Source organism: Spongiivirga citrea, assembly GCF_010671565.1.
Lineage (GTDB): Bacteria > Bacteroidota > Bacteroidia > Flavobacteriales > Flavobacteriaceae > Spongiivirga > Spongiivirga citrea.
In genome coordinates this window covers 23,849-41,558 of sequence record NZ_JAABOQ010000010.1, presented here as the reverse complement: position 1 = coordinate 41,558, position 17,710 = coordinate 23,849, and the positions used below count along the sequence as shown (strand labels likewise).

The following is a 17,710-nucleotide window of genomic DNA, read 5'->3' as shown; positions in this document are numbered from 1 at the left end:
CATGCCTAAAAAGAAAGCATTCGCATTGCGCCTTAACGAAGACATGTTTAAAGCCATCGAAAAATGGGCTGCAGACGAGTTTCGTTCCACCAACGGCCAAATCGAATGGATGCTTATGCAACACCTAAAACAAGCAAAACGAGATCCAAAGAAAAAAGAGGATAAAACCCCTTAAATTCTTAGGATTTTCTTAACGTTTAAAAACATACTTTTGCTAGGCTAACTAACCATTTGCATGCGCCAATTTTTTATTGTTCTAGCGGTATTGTCTTTGTCAAAAATAGTTACCGCCCAAACTGTTTCTAACAAACAGTTTATTGTTAAGTATACTGAAGACAAGATTACCCTTGACGGTTCACTAGACGAACCTATTTGGGAGCAAGCGGGAATCGCTAAAGATTTTTGGCAATATTTTCCCACCGATACTGTTCAAGCAAAACACCAAACCGAAATTCGATTTTTATACAGTGATCGCTTTCTTTATGTAGCCATTAAAGTACAGGCTCTTGGTAAAGACTATGTGGTACCTTCATTAAGACGGGATTTTAGAGCCGGTGGTAGTGACAACGTCACCTTAATGTTCGACACTTTTAATGATGGCATCAATGCCTTTTTATTCGGAACCAACCCATTAGGAGTGCGGCGTGAGGCATTGGTTTCAGGTGGTGGCACGGACCTTAGTGGATTCACAACCTCATGGGATACCAAATGGAAAGGCGAAACCAAAATTTATGATGGGTATTATATATCGGAATGGGAAATACCGCTTTTCTCATTTAAATATAAGGATGGAACCACCAAATGGCGATTCAACTGTTACCAATTTGATACGCAGGGAAATGAACGTAATACTTGGATGCAAATTCCTCAAAACCAATTTATTTTTAACCTCGCCTACATGGGTGATATGGTTTTTGAAAAACCACTGCGTAAATCGAAAACGCCAATTGCTCTTATTCCATATGTCAACGGAATTGCCAGTAAAGATTTTGAAGAAAATTCGAGCTTTAGTGATTTCAAATTTGGCGGTGATGCCCGATTAACGATTGGTACGGGGCTCAATTTAGATTTAACATTTAATCCAGATTTTTCACAGGTAGAGGTCGATCAACAAGTTACCAACTTAACACGTTTTGAAATTGGCCTACCAGAGCGTAGACAATTCTTTATAGAAAACAGTGATTTATTTGCCACTTTTGGAGATGACCGCGACGCAAATCCATTCTTTTCTAGACGAATTGGTATTGCTGAAGACATTGATGGAAATACGATTGAAAATCCCATTATTGCAGGTGCTCGGCTAAGTGGAAAATTGAATAATAATCTAAGAGTAGGATTAATCAATATTCAAACTGAAGAAGATCTGGCCAATGAAATTGCTTCAAACAACAATGCCGTTGCGGTGGTGCAGCACAAGGTCTTTAGCAGATCGAACATTAGTGCTTTTTTTATTAACAGACAGGCTGCTAAAGATTACGATTTCAATGATGATAATGATGATGATCTTGATAATAATAGCTTTAACAGAGTCGTAGGCATTGACTACAACCTAGCTTCTGCAGACAATACGTGGATTGGAAAGTATTATGTACATAAATCATTCACACCTAATATTGATAGTCGTGACTACTCATGGGGAGCAGCCACAACTTACAACTCCAGGAACTGGTTATTTCGGGCAGCTGCGCGCTATATTGGTGAAAATTTCAAGTCAGACCTAGGGTTTGTTCGACGCACTGATATTTTTAGAACATTTAATAGAGTAGAACGCAATTTCTGGCCTTCTGACAGTAAATTTAATAGGCATACGATTAGTGTTACCCCTACCTTTTTCTTTCGCCCAGAATTAAATTTTAAAAACTCAGATTATGCCATTTTTGCGCGATATGAAGGGCAACTTACCACACAAGAAGAGTTTAATGTTACCCTAAGTAGACGATACACCTTTTTGTTTGACGGTTTTGATCCTACAGGAAGTGATGGACTTGAATTACCAATTGACCGAGGATATATATATCATCAAATTAGCGCCAACTATAGATCAGATCAACGCAAAAAATTCTCTTATAGTGTCAATCCGTCTTATGGCGAGTTTTTTAATGGCAACAGATTTTCATTTGAAGGACGAGCCAATCTGCGACTGCAGCCGTATTTTACCGCTTCTATGCAGGTAAACTATGATAAAATCTCATTACCCGATCCATTTCCTTCGGCCGATATTTGGTTGGTGGGACCAAGAATTGATGTTACATTTAACAAATCAATTTTCTGGGCGACCTTTATACAATACAGTAATCAGCGTGATAATTTTAGTGTTAACTCAAGATTACAATGGCGTTTCGCTCCACTTTCTGATCTCTTCTTAGTGTATAATGACAACTATTTCACGGAGACAATCGCTCCTAAAACCCGTTCCATAAATTTAAAGGTTACCTATTGGTTGAATATTTAATTCGACAAACTATATAAGTTATTCATTTTCATATCTTGCAAATTATGAATGAAGAACAACTCCCGTTAATAACCAATGACACCATCGTTTTCGGACTGTTGATGCTTGCATTGGGTTTCGTTTTCTATACAGAATCAATAAAAAAAGGCTTTTGGAAACACTTTTATAAATACGTTCCAGCCTTATTAATGTGCTATTTGATTCCTTCGCTTTATAGTTCGTTTAACTTGGTTTCAGACGATCATTCTAAACTTTACTTTATGGCGAGTCGCTACTTACTACCGGCGGCGCTTGTCCTAATGACATTGAGTATCGACTTAAAGGCCATTAGCAATTTGGGTGGTAAAGCCTTAATCATGTTTTTTACGGGTACAGTCGGGATCATCATTGGTGGACCCCTGGCGATACTAATTATCTCCTATTTTTCACCAGAAACTGTGGGCGGTGTTGGCCCTGATGCTGTTTGGAGAGGTTTGTCAACCCTAGCAGGAAGTTGGATTGGCGGTGGTGCAAACCAAGCCGCAATGTTGGAAATATTTGAATACAATCCGGATAAGTACGGAGGCATGGTCTTGGTCGACATTGTAGTCGGTAATTTATGGACAGCAGTACTATTAATTGGTATAGGAAAATCAAAAAGCATTGATGCCTGGTTAAAAGCAGATACTTCTGCAATTGAAGAATTAAAAGAAAAAGTGTCCAGTTTTACAGCCAAAGTCACTCGTAACCCCTCGCTAACCGATCTTATGATCATGCTGGGTATGGCTTTTGCAGCAGTCGGTCTAGCTCATTGGGGTGCTACCGGAATTTCTGACTGGCTTATAGCAACCTTCGATGCTGTTGCCGATGAGTCTAGTGCCCTATCATCATTTGGCAGCCAATTTTTCTGGATGGTCACTATTGTAACGATAATCGGCATCACACTTTCATTTACAAAAGCTAAAAACTATGAGGGTGCGGGAGCTAGCAAAATAGGTTCTATATTCATTTACATATTGGTTGCCACTATTGGTATGAAAATGGATCTAAGTAAGATCTTTGAAAATCCTGGTTTGTTACTTATCGGTCTTGTTTGGATGAGTTTCCATGTCGCGCTTTTAATCCTTGTTGCTAAACTTATCAAAGCGCCTTATTTCTTTTTAGCCGTTGGTAGTCAAGCCAATGTAGGTGGAGCGGCCTCTGCACCTGTAGTAGCTTCAATATTCCATCCGTCGTTAGCATCAGTAGGTGTATTGTTGGCCGTATTTGGTTATGTTGTAGGAACCTATGGTGCGCTGTTATGTACTTTTCTTATGGAAACCGCATCCAAAGTGTAATTACGCTACCATTTTCACAAATTAAATTGCATATTTGTGCCACTAAAATTTGATTTATGTTCAAGAGGAATGTCGTTATTATTTTCACGCTAATTCTTGTTGCTTCTTGTACTAAGAAAGAAGACAACCTTACGGTAAGTGGTACTGTAAAAAACCTTAAAAAAGGAGTGCTGTATTTACAGCGAATTCAAGATACTAGTTTACAAGTTATCGATAGTGTTGCTATTAAAGGTGACCCAAATTTTTCATTCAGCACGCATTTAGAAAGTCCGGAAATGCTGTATTTGTATTTAGACAAAAAAGATGGAAATGATATTAATGATCGTATCGCATTCTTTGCGCAGCCAGGTGAAATTAATATTAATACGCAATTAAACGGATTCGACACCAAACATACTGTTAGCGGATCGGAGGCTCATGATAAATATGAGATTTACAAAGAAATGATGACTCGTTTTAACGCCAAAGAATTTAGTTTAATACGAGAAGGATTGCAAGCGGAAACCGATAGCAATGTATCGAAGATTGATTCTGTTAATAAAGCTGCTCTTCAAAATATTAAAAGCAAGTATCGCTATGCCGTAAATTTTGCCATGAATAACAAGGATAACGAATTGGCTCCTTATATCGCCATTACCGATATCTACGACGCCAATGTGACCTATTTGGATACTATTTACAAATCACTTACAAAAGAAGTTCAAGTGTCCAAATACGGGAAGTTACTCAAAAAGAATATTGAAAAAACGAAAAGCGAATAGGCATTAAAGCTTATTCACTTTTTCGATCAAAGCGTTTCCTTTAGATTCTAATTCTGTATTAATAGACTTTAAATAAGAAGATCTGTTCTCTACTTTTCGGTCACTTACTTTTGCTATTAAATCATCAAAAGTAGCAATCGCCTCATCAATGATCGCATTGCTTTTTTTGGTATCAGATTCTGGGTTCTCAAGTTCCCATTCATATACTGCTTCAATAATGTCTCCTAATACGTAGTTTATATCTTTTTTTAGATCGCGAATACTTGCCATTGTTGTAAAATTTTATCGATGTTAAGATAACGAAAAAATACCGATCACGGTATTTGAGTTATACAGTTTTAGCTATTTCTTTAACTTTTTTCAAAGCCTTACTCATATGGTTCTTTGCGTTCATACTATTAAACCGCATGACCAATTTTCCTGAGGTATCAATCACGAAAGTTTCCCTTCCAGGAAGCAAGCCCAATAAATTAGATTCCACTCCAAATAGTCTTCTTAATTTTTTATTGGTGTCTGCTAGAAGTGTAAAAGGCAATTTATATCGCTTAGCAAACCTTTGATGTGATGATTGGCTATCACCACTAACTCCTATCACCTGGGCGCCATAATGTTGAAAATCTTCATACTGATCTCTAAACTCGCAGGCTTCTTTAGTACAACCAGGTGTATTATCCTTTGGATAGAAATAAATAACCAATAATTGTTTTCCTATATAGTCCTTACTATCAAAAGTATCGCCATCTTGATTTATTGAAGTAAAATGGGGAACAAGGTCACCAATGTTTAATGCCATATTAATTACCGTTATAGCTCACAAAATTTCGCGGAGTTTCATACAGTTCGATTTCCAGCGCTAAATGATCTGGTAAGCGTTTTCTTAGCTTGTTCCATATAACCACACAAATATTCTCTGCTGTAGGATTCAAGTGCTTAAATTCAGGAACATCCAAGTTCAAGTTCTTATGATCGAATGCGTTTTCAACTTCTTCTTTAATAAGATCTTTCAAGATTTTCACATCAATTACATATCCCGTTTCCGGATCAATAGGTCCGGTTACGCTGGCTATAAGTTCGTAATTATGACCATGATAATTAGGATTGTTGCATTTATCAAATATCTCCTGATTCTTTTCATCGCTCCATGCTTTATTATACAAACGATGTGCCGCGTTAAAATGAGCCCTTCTGCTAACCTTTACCTTCATTTTTGATATGCTTGTATGTGGGGATAAAAACGTTCAAATATAATCTTAAACCACGCGGTATACTTGTATGGATTATTACTGATATCATCCTGTACCGCATCAAGAGACATCCATTTCCATGCTGCAACTTCTTCTTGGTTTATAATAGGCTCATCTTCATAATAACCGACCATAATATGATCTAATTCATGCTCGGTTAAACCATTATCAAAAGGGGCTTTGTAAATAAATGAAATTGTTTCCTCTAGTTCAGTCACAAATCCCATTTCTTCTTGCAAACGACGTTTTCCAGCTTCAATATTTTGTTCGCCATCTCTTTGATGAGAGCAACAAGTATTGGTCCATAAACCAGGAGAATGATATTTGTGTAAAGCGCGTTGCTGCAACATCAATTCTCCTTTGTTGTTCAATATAAAAACAGAAAACGCCCTATGTAGTAAAGCCTTTTCGTGGGCTTCCATTTTAGGCATCAACCCTATTTGCTCGTCTTTTTCATTAACGAGAATCACTTTTTCTTCCATTGCCATCAAAAATAAGATTTGCTTTGGAAATAGAAACAAAAAAGTTTCCTAAATGTTTAATAAAATTAAATAATCGTTAAACAAATTGATTAAAACCTGATTTCACCTTGTAGACCCACCACGAAAGCGCCATCAAAACCTCTGGTTCGAAGGCGCTTCATATGGTTTCTAGCTTCAGTAGGAGTTGCAAAAATGCCGGAAAAATACCTATTAAATCCATCGTCATACTGATGGTTAAACAGGTCTGTAAGTCGATTATATTTTCGTGATTGTGCACTACTGCGCAGTGCACTTACTTGCACAGTATAAACCACTTTTTTATTTTCTGAAGAAAAATCATAGTTAACAAACGTGCCAGATAAAGCCGCAGGTTTAGTAGATCGTAAACGATCAGGGTCGATTACCGTACTCGATTTTACAATGGCACTACCTGAGGTGTTTCGTACTACAATAAACTCAGACCTTCTATTTAACTGATGTTGGTGTGCAGTACAACGCACTCCGTTAGGACAGTTGGTTACTAAGGTAGATTCTCCATAACCTTTTCCTGTAATTCTTTCTGGGCTAATTCCTTTTTTAGTTAAATAGGCCACAGTGGCATTGGCTCTTCTATTTGATAGTGCCATATTATAAATGTCTCTACCTCGGCTGTCAGTATGTGAACGTACATCGATAATTACCTGAGGATACTGTTTCATTACCTCCACAATCTTATCCAGCTCAAGCTTCGCATCATAGCGGATATTAGATTTGTCAAAATTGAAATATATCGGCTTTAACTGTAGTACTTTTGCTAGATCTTCGCCAATACTTGGCTCCGTAGTCACAACTGGCGTTGTTGGTTGGGTTGAAGGAGGATTATTGGGAGTAGTATCTGGATTTGTAGCAACTACAGGATTCCCATCAGCACCAACATTTATAGTTACGTTTTTGTTATTAGGATCTTCAGGGTCCCCTGGCACGCCAACTTTTCTCAGTTGAATATTGATGAAAAAAGTATCGATCTCACGAGTCCTCAAAAAAGTTTCTTCGTTTGGCACATACCCTTCAGATTCTGCCCGGATGGTACTTTCTACCGACCCATCTTTTAAATCCTTTTGAGATAGTTTTAATTCGAAAATACCTAAATCATCAGTTAATGTATCCTTTTTAACCTGAAGGTCTTGGTCTAAAATGGTAACCTTGGCTCCTACAATCTTCTCATTTGTATCAGCATCAGTTACCAACCCCATAACCAACTGCTCTAACTCTTCAATTGTCTTAGGACGAAGTTTGAACAGATAAATATCATCACTACCAACACCACCTTTCCTGTTTGATGCAAAATATCCAATTCTACTTTCTTCATCAATTACAAATGTAAAATCATCGGTCGGTCCGTTTATTGGTTTACCGACATTAATAACCTCGCCAAAGTTATTATCCTCCAATACTTTCGACACGAAAATATCCAATCCACCAAGGCCAACATGACCGTCTGAAGCGAAGTATAAGTTATTTTCTGAACTGATATATGGAAAAGTCTCTTTTGATTCGGTATTAATTGAAGGACCAAGGTTCACTGGTTCGCCAAAGCTTCCATCACCATTAATATCTACCATCCAAATATCCGATGCACCGAGTGTACCAGGCATATCAGAAGCAAAGTATAATTTGGTTTCATCTGCGTTTAAGGCTGGATGTGCTACCGAATAGTCCCTGTCATTAAAAGGAAGTTCTTTAGGCTTGCTCCATCCCTTTCCTGTTTTTTGGGAGCGATAAATTTTTAAGCGCGTTGTTCTGGTTCTATCTTGACCTCTTCTACCCCCACTAAAGTCATTTCGGGTAAAATACATCGTATTTCCATCCTTTGTAAATACAGAAGTGGACTCATGAAATTTTGTATTCATCCTTTTATCGAATGGAACAGATTTTTTTGATAAAGTATCTTTGTTATTGACTGTTTTATATATATCTAAAAATGCCTCGTTATTCCATTTTGCACGAAAACGACTATAGGTGCCTGAATCACGAGAAGATGAAAAAACTAATTCTCCGTCTAAAAGTGTGGGCGCAAAGTCAGATGCCCTCGAGTTGTAACGACTGTTTTTAATATCATACAACATCATATTCGTTTTGATGGAATCTAGATAATTTCTAGATGTTGAAAAGCGCTTACCACGAGTGTCCTCTTGTTTCTTGAACATGAACTCGTTCATGATACGATCAGATTCTTTGTAATTTTCAACCGCCTTTAAAGATTGAGCATATCTAAAATATACTTCGGTATCGGTCGGCTTTTGGGTTTCGAATAAGAGTTTGTAATTTTCACTTGCTTTGGGCAAATTGGACAAATTGTAATAAGAATCGGCTAATTTCCGGTAGACTTCTGCTGATTTTGCCCCTTGTTTTATCGCAGCCTCATAATAGGTAATCGCATTTGCGTAGGCTTGCTTATCAAAGCTAGCATTTCCTCTATCAATAGCTTTGTTTTGTGAAGCAACAAAACTTACTGATAAGAAGAGTAGTAGCGTTAATACCCGAAATTTAAAACTCATATTCTACAGCTGTCAACAACCTGTTTAATTAGGGGGCAAATAGTATGAATAAAAGTACTGTGACAGCTAAGCTGATTAAGGCAGGGTGTTTGATTGTTTTTAACAATCTTATTCACATGGAGGTGGGGTTAAGCGAAGAAAACACACTTTTAAACGTTACTTTACATGTTATCAACAAGATATAAACCAAAATCACTATGGTTATCAACAGGATTTTGAGCTGCTTGAATTAGAGCTAGTATTTCGATTTGTAGTCGCTTACTTTTTGAGGTTTTTGTGAATACAATTGCGACTTCTTTTAGGCAGGATTATTTCACAGAGCTACACTGAGAATTACGGATTAGTGGAGAAAGATTACGACTTAATTTAAAGACCTAACTAAATTACTTCCTCCCAACAATAATAAATTCCGATCGACGGTTTAATGCGATCTTAGCCTCAGAACAAGGTACATCATTTACGCATTCGTTGATTGGTTTCGTCTCGCCATAGCCTTTTGCAGTAAGTCTGCTTTTTTCAACGCCATTTTTAACTAGAAATTTTACAATAGATTCTGCTCTTTTTTGAGATAGTTTTAAATTATATTTATCCTTACCTCTACTATCGGTATGAGCACCTACTTCAACCTGCAAATCAGGATACGCTAGTAAAGCCTCTGCAATTTTAACTAGCTCAAAGGCTGCATCTTTTCTAACATTCGATTTATTATTATCGAAATAAATAGGATTTAGCTTAATAAGCTTACCTAGATCCTGACCGACATCTACCAGCTGCTGTACTGGCTCTAATTGCTGTACAAAAACCTCATCGCTACCTAATGTATTAATGGGAATGTAGCGCTCCGATAGCTGATATCCTTCTTTGGTAAAGCGCACTAATGTATTTTCTTTACAATTTCTACTGTACTTCCAACTTCCGTTTGCATCCGTATTAAATGTACCTATTGATTCTCCTTTCTCATTCAAGACCTCAACTTGCACATTGTTCAAGCCAGTTTTTCCATTACTATCTTGCACAGTTGCGATAAGTTGTTGTGTACAGGTTTTTACTAAGGGTTTTAATCGATTCACACGGTAAATATCGTCATCGCCCTTACCTCCTTCTCTGTTGGAGGCTACATAACCAATATTGGTCTCATCATTAATAATAAACGAAAAGTCATCGTTTACACTATTTACTGGCTCACCCACATTGTACACAGCACTATATGTTTCATTTTCATAAGGAGCGACAAACACATCGAGTCCGCCGAGGCCTGCATGCCCATCTGAAGCGAAAAATAAGTCTCCATTATCACTAACAAATGGGAAGGTTTCACGTCCAGAGGTATTAATGTCTTTTCCTAAATTAATTGGCTTTCCAAATAATCCACTTCGACCTTTTTTTGCCATCCATAAATCGGACTTCCCGTGACCACCCGGTCTATCTGACACAAAAAACATCGTCTTACCATCAGGACTAAAAGCAGGATGCGCAACCGAATATTGATTGCTATTGTATTGTATTTCGCTTACCTGTTCCCAACCAAATTCACTATCAACTGCAGTAAAAATTTTCAGTCGATTTATTCCTTTTTTATCGCGTTTGTACTCCCCTTCGTAAAAGTTGTTTCGCGTAAACCAGATTCGATTTCCTTTCTTATTAAAAACTGAAGAGGACTCGTGAAAACGACTATTGATTCCCTTTAGCTTTTTTAGTCGGCTATGTTTGCCGCTTTTAGTAAGTTTTACTTCATACAACTCTAAAAAAGGTTTATTGGTTCGCTTATCAACAATACGTGTAAAAACACCAGAATCACGGGCGCTAGCAAATACCAATCGGTCTTTGTAAAAACTAGGGGCAAAATCAGAATTTCCCGAATTAAAATCTAACGATTGAATGGTATACCGCCCAGACTGTTCTTTAATTTTAGCAAGATAGTTGCTATTGCGTTGAAGTAATTGCACGCGATAATCATCCCCCTTTTTGGCATAATAAGTAACCAATGCTGAGTCCGCTTCTTGATAACGCTCTTTAGAACGTAACGCTTGACTATATCTAAAATAGTCATCTGCCTGCATTGTCTCTTCCTGTTTGGCAATAGAATCATACCAGCGTACCGAAGCATCCATATTATTGGTGAAATAATAAGAGCTTGCTAATTTTTGATATAGGTCTGGAGTTTGATATCCTTTATCTAATAACTTCTCGTAGATCTTGATGGCATTTGCATAGGCAAAGCGATCATATTTTTTATTGGCAGCATTAATATTCCCACTTTGGGCAAAGCTTACTGTGCTTATACTAAAAGTACATATAAACCAGATACTAAATAATCTCATTGTTAGGGCGTTGCTAGTAATTCATACCTTTTAAGGACAATTGTCATGCCAAATTACAATTATTTTGAGATTGAGTGATTTAGAGACTTAGAAGTTATTAAAGGCTTTTTAACCCCTCCATCTTTATCTTCTTTCGTCGATAAAGCCACCTCTCCTTGATGAGAGATTTTCAAGAAAATGCGAGGACTTGATGAGAGTCCATCTTTGAGGTCCAAATAACTATCGGGATAGAGGGGTGTTCGCCTAAAACTAAATCATACTACTACTACTGAGGTTTAATTCATAGATGTACACCCATCCCCAACCCTTCCCTCGAGGGAAGGGAGCCAGTTCTCATATTCTAGAAAATTCTCTTATCGAAGAGAGAAATTCGACAATTTTAGTTTTTAGAAAGAATGCTTTTTAAAACGGAATCAACCTGGATAGCGTTTAAACCTGTACTTACTTCTGGATGGTACAATAGCTTTATGATATCTCTATCGATTTGTGCGTATTCGTTAGTGCGTGTCCACTCTTGTTGAAAAATACTATCATCGTATTCTGGAGAATCTTTTGCGAGTCCCAAAGACTGCGTCAACTCTTCTCGCAACAGATGTTTTTGTTCTTGTTCGTTAGCGCGTTCGATATCGATATACATATGACCGCCATTTAACTGCTGGTTTCCATTCCAGAAAATACTAAACAATCCCCAATTACTATCAACCAGATTGGACTGCAATGGATACAGATTTACGTAGTCGGCTGAATTGCCAAAAAATATAATATAATTTGCCCCCGCCTCACTGTCAACAATATTCATTTCGAAATTATCAGTCGCCAACTGATTGAGTTCATTTTTAATCCGTTCTAGTTCGGCTAAAAGATTGGCATCTTGTGCTCCTTTTACAAATACATTCATATCGCCGGTCCATTTTCTGGTAATTTCACTAGCGTTACCAAACTCAAAACCCAGAGCTACGTCCTTAAAATAATCGACAACACTAAGTTCATAGGTTGTTAATGCTTCTACCTCGATTTCATTACCATTATCATCAGCACATGAGGAAACTATTATAGCAAGTGCTAACAGTGCGAAAACTACTTTTAATTTTATTAGATTTTTAGCTCTTCTCATTTCTATATGGAGATTATTCCCTTTTAAAAAATCATCTTAGACCCGGTCTATCTAAAGGTGGAAACCAATCCCAAATTATTCCTATTCCAGCTTGAGTGCCGGAATCAACAAGTCGATAATTATAATTATCATGCCCCGTCACGAAATTAATATAGACACCAAAATCTAAATTTCCTGGATAAAAAATTCCTCTTAGCTCGGCTCTAACCGGATCTACAAACGGATGTGGGTTTGTTATGTACTCCATATTAAACTCTGCAGAATAGCGAACACTACCGCTAAAAGTATGTATAAACTCATAGCCCAAACGCAATCGACTACGCCCAAAAACGGATAGATCAAAATCAGAAAATCCGCCAATATCAAAAAACCAGAGTAAATTATTATGGTAGTATTCCCAGCCAGCAAAAAGCGAATGCGCTACCCTAGGTTTATTGTTATCGCGAAATACATTGAATCGATAGTTGAGTGTGAGCTTTGTCCAATTTGTAGAGAAATTACCATTCTCTCTATTTAATAAAGACGAAAGGTCGGAGTCATCAGTAATTAATGCATGAGCCGCAATGCAAGCATCCGTTTCATCAGTTAAACCATTTGCAAAGGTACAGCCGGACTGTCCGTTTGAAAAGTGCCCTGTTTCAAAGGATAGTGCATAAAAATTAGTATCTGTTGTTTTTTTGAGAAATTGATAGCCCAGCGCAACCCTATAGGATGGTGTTTTTACAGGTAACGACTCTTCATTATACATACGTATTTGAGGCTCGAAAACAGTATATAGCGCATGTGCATTGGTATATGTACTGTCCTGAAGTCTTTTACCTATGTTGTTAGCAAAACTGTAATACACTACTGGTTTTGCATCAAACAATATGGTTTCAAAATTATTCATTGATGACAAATAACCAATACTCGGTTTTTGATGAATAGGGTAATACGCTCGAAATCCTGATGTAGCTGTATTGTCTTGAGCTTGAAGTAGTATACAACCAAAAATGAGTAGTACGCTTTGCAGAATATATCTTCTCATTAACAAGACTCGTTTTAGTTAGGTAGTTTAAAGTTAGTTGTCAACTTTAAAAATCACAAATAAAGATACGCTTTATGGCTAAATAGAAGTAAAACAGCTTTTTATTACTTATTAGTAATTAAAAACGAAGCCTAGAACCTGAAACTATTACAGCTTAGTAACGTTTTGGCTTTTCGAATTCCTTCTGTAAAAACTTGAATACCGTTGTATTAAAAAAATCTTAGCCAAGATTTCTTATTTTTTTTCATACACCTTCTTACCACCGATATAAGTGTAAAGTACTTGTACATTTCTAATGTTAATAGGATCAATACTCCTTATGTCATTACTAAGCACCACAAAATCTGCCAATTTCCCCACCTCTAATGTGCCTTTAATGGTTTCATTAAAAGCGCTGTATGCCGCATTTTTGGTATATGCCAACAAAGCTTGCTCGGCATTTATCTTTTGTTCGGGAACCCAACCTTCTGGATTCTTATTATCTAATGTTTGTCGAGTTATCGCTGCATGAATCCCAAGTATTGGAGAAGCAGGAGCCACGGGCCAATCACTACCAAATACTAAAGTTGTGCCGGCATCTAATAAAGAATTAAAAGCGTAAGTAGTTTTTATTCGCTCGGGGCCTATAAGCTCTTCGGCCCATCTGCCATCATCGATGGCATGGTAAGGCTGCATGCTGGCAATTATATTTAATTCTGAAAAGCGGCTAATATCATCGCTATTTAAGTGCTGCGCATGCTCAATTCTAAACCTACGGTCTTTACTACCATTTGTTTGTTCTACTGCTTCATAGGTATTCAAAAGAGTGTGATTCGCTTTGTCTCCTATTGCATGTACTGTAACATGTAGATTATTGGTATCTGCCTTCTCAATCCAAGTTTGAAGACTGTCAATGTTGGCGGTTAAAATTCCACTATCTGTTGGTTTATCTGAATACGGCTCTAAAAAAGCAGCAGAATGCGATCCTAGTGAACCATCTACAAATCCTTTAAGCAATCCATTCTTAAGCCATTTATTATTTACTTTTTCCTTTTTGGAAAGTGATTTCCAACTATGTAATGGATCGGCAGAATACACTCGAATTTTAAGCTCATTGTTGGAATGCATTTTTTTTAAAACCTCAAAACCACCCAAGCTATCAACATCTTGAATGCTAGTAACTCCTTGAGCATGTAGATATTCCTGAGCGACTTTAATAGCCTTTTCCTTTTGAGAATCAGACAAAGCAGGAATTTTATTGAGAACCAAGTACATAGCCTTGCTTTTCAAAATACCAGTTGGTTCACCATTTGAGTTTTTAACGATTTCTCCATTTTCGACATCTGGAGTATTTCTGTCAATACCAGCTATTTTTAGTGCAGCTGAATTTGCTAAGATCATATGACCATCCATTCTATAGACGGCTACTGGATTTTGTTGAGTGAATACATCTATCCATTCTTTAGTAGGAAGTTCACCTCCCCAAAGTGTATGGTCCCAATTCCCTTCAACAATCCATTGATTAGGCTTAATACCGCTTGCAAAATCTTTGATCCTTTTGGCAAATTCCTCCTTGGTTTTAGCATCTCTTAGCTGAACACTTAACAAGCTATTTCCACCCATTAATAAATGAACATGAGCATCTATAAATCCCGGAGTAACAAATTTGTTTTGAAGATCTACGATGTGAGTAGATTTCCCTATATATTTTTGTAAATCGATAGTACTTCCAACAGCTATTATCGTATCCGATTTGACAGCCATAGCTTCCACCTCTTTCATATTGGGGTTTGCTGTCCAAATAACACCATTTACGAATATTGTATCAGCTTCTATTTTTTCTGAGTCACATGAAAAACATAAAAGTAGAATGGCTACTGAAAGTAATAAGTGTTTCATCATTTTTTAAGTTGAGTAAAGCGATTTTGGAAGTTTTATTTCATGATTTCTACATCTATCAAAATTTCAGCAATTCAATAAGAAAAGTTTAAAATAACCTTCCCGATTTTTTTCTTTTGGCGTATAAACTCACTGATGGATTGCTGAATGTTCTTGTCATTTTACGATACATATTAGTAGGTTTTTCATCTTTTCCTAACAATAAATCTGTAGCTAACAATCCATAACTTAAACACCCTTTAGCACCTATACCAGACATACCGCCAATGATAACAATTTCGCGATCAAGTGATCTATATTTATTAAAAATAGGGGTTACAATTGGTATTTGTGTTCTAGTTTCAGAATACACGCAATTATAGCTTTCAACCTCCTCTATATCTTTATTAGATAGGTGAATTTCTAGCATTTTTAAATGGTTTTTAAACTGCTTTTTAATCCATTTTTTTTCTTGCTTAGTAGGCGCTTCCTCCCAAATTTTATCTAGATCATGAATGTTTCTTCGTTTTTGATGACCACCTGCTTTAATTATTGGAGAAGCACCATTTTTAGATTCTGAAATTATAGCAAAGTATTCTTTCCCTATTTGAGAGAAGAAAGGAAACCCATTTTGTAATGCTTGTTTACTTGCTTCATTTAATTCTTGGTAGCATTCATCTTTAATCCTTAAAAAGGATAAGGCAATTTTTTTAGGGGTTAAAATTCTATTGAGGTAAGGCGCAAAATCTTTTAGTATTTCAGTAGTATATGCTCCAGCTGCAACTACTACTTTACTAATTTTTAGTTTCTGATTATTTTTAGTCTTTAAGTTTAAAATATCGACCTCAAAAACATCGTCATTTTTTTTTAGTCCGACTACTTGATGCTGGTATTTGATAACACCGCCTTTTTTTGTGACACCTTGTCTTAGTTTGTCTATTAAAACCGTTGGATTTAAACTGCCGGAGTATTCCCTTTTTTCTCTTACTAAAAAGGTATTTTTAGGAATGGTCATTCCGAATTTTCTAAACGAGGAGTTTTGAGAAGCTCGGCTGTAATCGTTTTTTTGTTTCTTAAATCTGTATTTATTTACCTTAAGGTAATCTTCTTTAGGATGAAGATAGGTGACTGGCGATGTGGTATACACATCTCCCATAGTATGTACTTGTGTCTTTTCTTCAGCATTTAAAAAATCTATCAAATTAGAAACTTCTTTTATGGTTTGATTGTGCACATAAGAGAATACGTCTTTTTTAGCACCTAAGCTTCTCGTGATACGTGCAGAACCATAACTTGATCCTTTAGAATAGTTAGGCTCTTGTTGTTCAATTAGCGTTACTTTTGCACCTCGTTCTGCCAGTTTCCATGCAGCTGAGGCTCCCATTAATCCGCCACCAATAACCAATACATTTTCCATGTTTGTTTTATTCATTTGTCAGCTAATTGGTTGCTATGAGTATATTCTTATAATTTCTCCATTTACCCTTCCACTAACACTTCGTATGTATCCCATCAACATTTTATCCATAGGTATTGGAGGATGACCAGGAAAATAACTTTCATATTTATCATAAGCATCCATCACCACACCAGACGATACCACGTTTACTCTAATTTTCTTTCTCATTTCTAATGCAGCTGCTTGTACAAAACTGTGTACACCTCCATTCACCATTGCGGCACTTGTGGTTGTGTAAACAGGATCATCTGCAAGTATTCCTGTTGTTAAAGTAATAGAGCCTTTACGTTTTAAACATTTATGTGCATGTCGTACAACATTAACTTGCCCCATTAATTTACTTCGTAAACCAATATGAAAATCGGTTTCGGACATATCTTTCATTCTTGCCCATTTAGCTTCACCTGCGGCGCATATTACAGCATCTATTTTACCTGATTTTTTAATTTTTTTGAATAGGTTTTTTATGGATCTAGAATCTGCAATATCAATTGGGTAGTCTTTTGAAGATCGACCAGCTACAAGTACTTGATGTTCTTTTGAAAAATGCTCAACTATTTTTTTGCCTATAGTTCCTGCTCCACCTATTACTAGTATTTTCATAATTTTTTGTTTTCTAATTTTAATAATTTGTTTCAAGAAGAAATTGGGTGTATTGCTTAATTAAATCCTCGTTTCTTTTAAGATAAGACCATTTCCCGTGTCTTGTGGATATTAACAAGCCGCATTTTTCCATATTCGTTAAATAGGTTGAAATGGTGGATTGTGATAATCCTGATTTTTCCTGAATGTAGGTTACGCAGACTCCGTCGTTAAAATGCTTTAATGTTTCGTGTGGCGGGAAATTTTTTTTTGGTTCTTTTAACCACCCTATTATTTGAACTCTAGTTTGGTTAGATAGACATTTTCCGATCTCTGTAGCTATTTTCAAGTTCATATTACAAACATATCTATAATTCTCGATATATAAAAATGAACTTGCCATTTATAAGATCGTTGCTAATAGGTTTGTATAACGATAGTAGTAACTGAAATTTACATTCTTTTTCGCGAAACGAATTTTGATTTGTGGGAATTCCTCTTCCCGTTAACCAACTCTTCCGCAATGATTTCTACAAGGCGTTTTGATGTATTAGTCTC

16 protein-coding genes are annotated in these 17,710 nt (G+C 36.6%); 4 read left to right on the top strand and 12 right to left on the bottom strand.

The annotated features are described in order from the left end of the window. Position 1: 1 nt before the first annotated feature. From GWK10_RS18055 to GWK10_RS18040, 4 genes are read left to right on the top strand one after another with little or no spacing between them, the layout of a single operon-like run. Positions 2 to 175 (top strand): Arc family DNA binding domain-containing protein, encoded by a 174-nt coding sequence (locus tag GWK10_RS18055; protein WP_164033810.1) that lies wholly within the window; start codon positions 2 to 4, stop codon positions 173 to 175. Between the two features lie 60 nt (positions 176 to 235). Then, positions 236 to 2,452: a DUF5916 domain-containing protein gene (locus GWK10_RS18050; RefSeq protein ID WP_164033809.1), complete on the top strand. Its 2,217-nt coding sequence runs from the start codon at positions 236 to 238 to the stop codon at positions 2,450 to 2,452. Positions 2,453 to 2,496: 44 nt separating this feature from the next. Next, positions 2,497 to 3,768 carry a DUF819 family protein gene (locus GWK10_RS18045; protein WP_164033808.1) on the top strand — a complete coding sequence of 424 codons (1,272 nt, stop codon included), beginning with the start codon at positions 2,497 to 2,499 and terminating at the stop codon, positions 3,766 to 3,768. A gap of 56 nt (positions 3,769 to 3,824) precedes the next feature. Next, positions 3,825 to 4,529, top strand: coding sequence for a DUF4369 domain-containing protein (locus GWK10_RS18040; protein ID WP_164033807.1), 705 nt, complete (start codon positions 3,825 to 3,827; stop codon positions 4,527 to 4,529). 3 nt (positions 4,530 to 4,532) lie between these two features. On the opposite strand, the gene GWK10_RS18035 is transcribed toward GWK10_RS18040, so the two are convergent. The 12 genes from GWK10_RS18035 to GWK10_RS17980 all read right to left on the bottom strand — a co-directional run bounded on the left by GWK10_RS18035 (position 4,533) and on the right by GWK10_RS17980 (position 17,555). Continuing rightward, positions 4,533 to 4,799: a hypothetical protein gene (locus tag GWK10_RS18035; RefSeq protein WP_164033806.1), complete on the bottom strand. Its 267-nt coding sequence runs from the start codon at positions 4,797 to 4,799 to the stop codon at positions 4,533 to 4,535. Positions 4,800 to 4,857: 58 nt separating this feature from the next. Beyond that, a complete protein-coding gene (locus GWK10_RS18030; RefSeq protein ID WP_164033805.1) occupies positions 4,858 to 5,322 on the bottom strand; it encodes a peroxiredoxin in 465 nt (154 codons plus the stop codon). 1 nt (position 5,323) lies between these two features. Then, entirely contained in the window at positions 5,324 to 5,734 is a 411-nt protein-coding gene (locus GWK10_RS18025) for a 6-pyruvoyl trahydropterin synthase family protein (RefSeq protein ID WP_164033804.1), read from the bottom strand. Beyond that, positions 5,731 to 6,255: an isopentenyl-diphosphate Delta-isomerase gene (gene idi / locus GWK10_RS18020; RefSeq protein WP_164033820.1), complete on the bottom strand. Its 525-nt coding sequence runs from the start codon at positions 6,253 to 6,255 to the stop codon at positions 5,731 to 5,733. The genes GWK10_RS18025 and idi overlap by 4 nt, the downstream gene beginning before the upstream one ends. A gap of 89 nt (positions 6,256 to 6,344) precedes the next feature. Beyond that, positions 6,345 to 8,792, bottom strand: coding sequence for an OmpA family protein (locus tag GWK10_RS18015; RefSeq protein WP_164033803.1), 2,448 nt, complete (start codon positions 8,790 to 8,792; stop codon positions 6,345 to 6,347). A gap of 383 nt (positions 8,793 to 9,175) precedes the next feature. Continuing rightward, positions 9,176 to 11,113 carry an OmpA family protein gene (locus tag GWK10_RS18010; RefSeq protein ID WP_164033802.1) on the bottom strand — a complete coding sequence of 646 codons (1,938 nt, stop codon included), beginning with the start codon at positions 11,111 to 11,113 and terminating at the stop codon, positions 9,176 to 9,178. Between the two features lie 379 nt (positions 11,114 to 11,492). Next, a complete protein-coding gene (locus GWK10_RS18005; protein WP_164033801.1) occupies positions 11,493 to 12,227 on the bottom strand; it encodes a DUF2927 domain-containing protein in 735 nt (244 codons plus the stop codon). 31 nt (positions 12,228 to 12,258) lie between these two features. Next, positions 12,259 to 13,254 carry a hypothetical protein gene (locus GWK10_RS18000; RefSeq protein WP_164033800.1) on the bottom strand — a complete coding sequence of 332 codons (996 nt, stop codon included), beginning with the start codon at positions 13,252 to 13,254 and terminating at the stop codon, positions 12,259 to 12,261. 234 nt (positions 13,255 to 13,488) lie between these two features. Then, the gene (locus tag GWK10_RS17995; protein ID WP_164033799.1) at positions 13,489 to 15,132 is read right to left on the bottom strand and encodes an amidohydrolase; all 1,644 of its coding nucleotides are present in this window, start codon (positions 15,130 to 15,132) and stop codon (positions 13,489 to 13,491) included. 88 nt (positions 15,133 to 15,220) lie between these two features. After that, positions 15,221 to 16,543, bottom strand: a complete 1,323-nt coding sequence (locus GWK10_RS17990) for an NAD(P)/FAD-dependent oxidoreductase (protein ID WP_164033798.1) — start codon at positions 16,541 to 16,543, stop codon at positions 15,221 to 15,223. Positions 16,544 to 16,561: 18 nt separating this feature from the next. Continuing rightward, positions 16,562 to 17,173 (bottom strand): short chain dehydrogenase, encoded by a 612-nt coding sequence (locus GWK10_RS17985; RefSeq protein ID WP_164033797.1) that lies wholly within the window; start codon positions 17,171 to 17,173, stop codon positions 16,562 to 16,564. A gap of 19 nt (positions 17,174 to 17,192) precedes the next feature. Continuing rightward, the gene (locus tag GWK10_RS17980) at positions 17,193 to 17,555 is read right to left on the bottom strand and encodes an ArsR/SmtB family transcription factor (protein ID WP_394351682.1); all 363 of its coding nucleotides are present in this window, start codon (positions 17,553 to 17,555) and stop codon (positions 17,193 to 17,195) included. Between the last annotated feature and the right edge of the window lie 155 nt (positions 17,556 to 17,710).

Excerpts from the sequence above, each read along its gene's own strand:
- GWK10_RS18055 (WP_164033810.1), top strand. The coding sequence starts at position 2 with ATGCCTAAAAAGAAAGCATTCGCATTGCGCCTTAACGAAGACATGTTT.
- GWK10_RS17990 (WP_164033798.1), bottom strand. The coding sequence starts at position 16,543 with ATGAATAAAACAAACATGGAAAATGTATTGGTTATTGGTGGCGGATTA.
- GWK10_RS18000 (WP_164033800.1), bottom strand. The coding sequence starts at position 13,254 with ATGAGAAGATATATTCTGCAAAGCGTACTACTCATTTTTGGTTGTATA.
- idi (WP_164033820.1), bottom strand. The coding sequence starts at position 6,255 with ATGGAAGAAAAAGTGATTCTCGTTAATGAAAAAGACGAGCAAATAGGG.
- GWK10_RS18010 (WP_164033802.1), bottom strand. The coding sequence starts at position 11,113 with ATGAGATTATTTAGTATCTGGTTTATATGTACTTTTAGTATAAGCACA.
- GWK10_RS18005 (WP_164033801.1), bottom strand. The coding sequence starts at position 12,227 with ATGAGAAGAGCTAAAAATCTAATAAAATTAAAAGTAGTTTTCGCACTG.
- GWK10_RS17995 (WP_164033799.1), bottom strand. The coding sequence starts at position 15,132 with ATGAAACACTTATTACTTTCAGTAGCCATTCTACTTTTATGTTTTTCA.
- GWK10_RS18025 (WP_164033804.1), bottom strand. The coding sequence starts at position 5,734 with ATGAAGGTAAAGGTTAGCAGAAGGGCTCATTTTAACGCGGCACATCGT.
- GWK10_RS17980 (WP_394351682.1), bottom strand. The coding sequence starts at position 17,555 with ATGGCAAGTTCATTTTTATATATCGAGAATTATAGATATGTTTGTAAT.
- GWK10_RS18035 (WP_164033806.1), bottom strand. The coding sequence starts at position 4,799 with ATGGCAAGTATTCGCGATCTAAAAAAAGATATAAACTACGTATTAGGA.
- GWK10_RS18030 (WP_164033805.1), bottom strand. The coding sequence starts at position 5,322 with ATGGCATTAAACATTGGTGACCTTGTTCCCCATTTTACTTCAATAAAT.
- GWK10_RS18050 (WP_164033809.1), top strand. The coding sequence starts at position 236 with ATGCGCCAATTTTTTATTGTTCTAGCGGTATTGTCTTTGTCAAAAATA.
- GWK10_RS18045 (WP_164033808.1), top strand. The coding sequence starts at position 2,497 with ATGAATGAAGAACAACTCCCGTTAATAACCAATGACACCATCGTTTTC.
- GWK10_RS18040 (WP_164033807.1), top strand. The coding sequence starts at position 3,825 with ATGTTCAAGAGGAATGTCGTTATTATTTTCACGCTAATTCTTGTTGCT.
- GWK10_RS17985 (WP_164033797.1), bottom strand. The coding sequence starts at position 17,173 with ATGAAAATACTAGTAATAGGTGGAGCAGGAACTATAGGCAAAAAAATA.
- GWK10_RS18015 (WP_164033803.1), bottom strand. The coding sequence starts at position 8,792 with ATGAGTTTTAAATTTCGGGTATTAACGCTACTACTCTTCTTATCAGTA.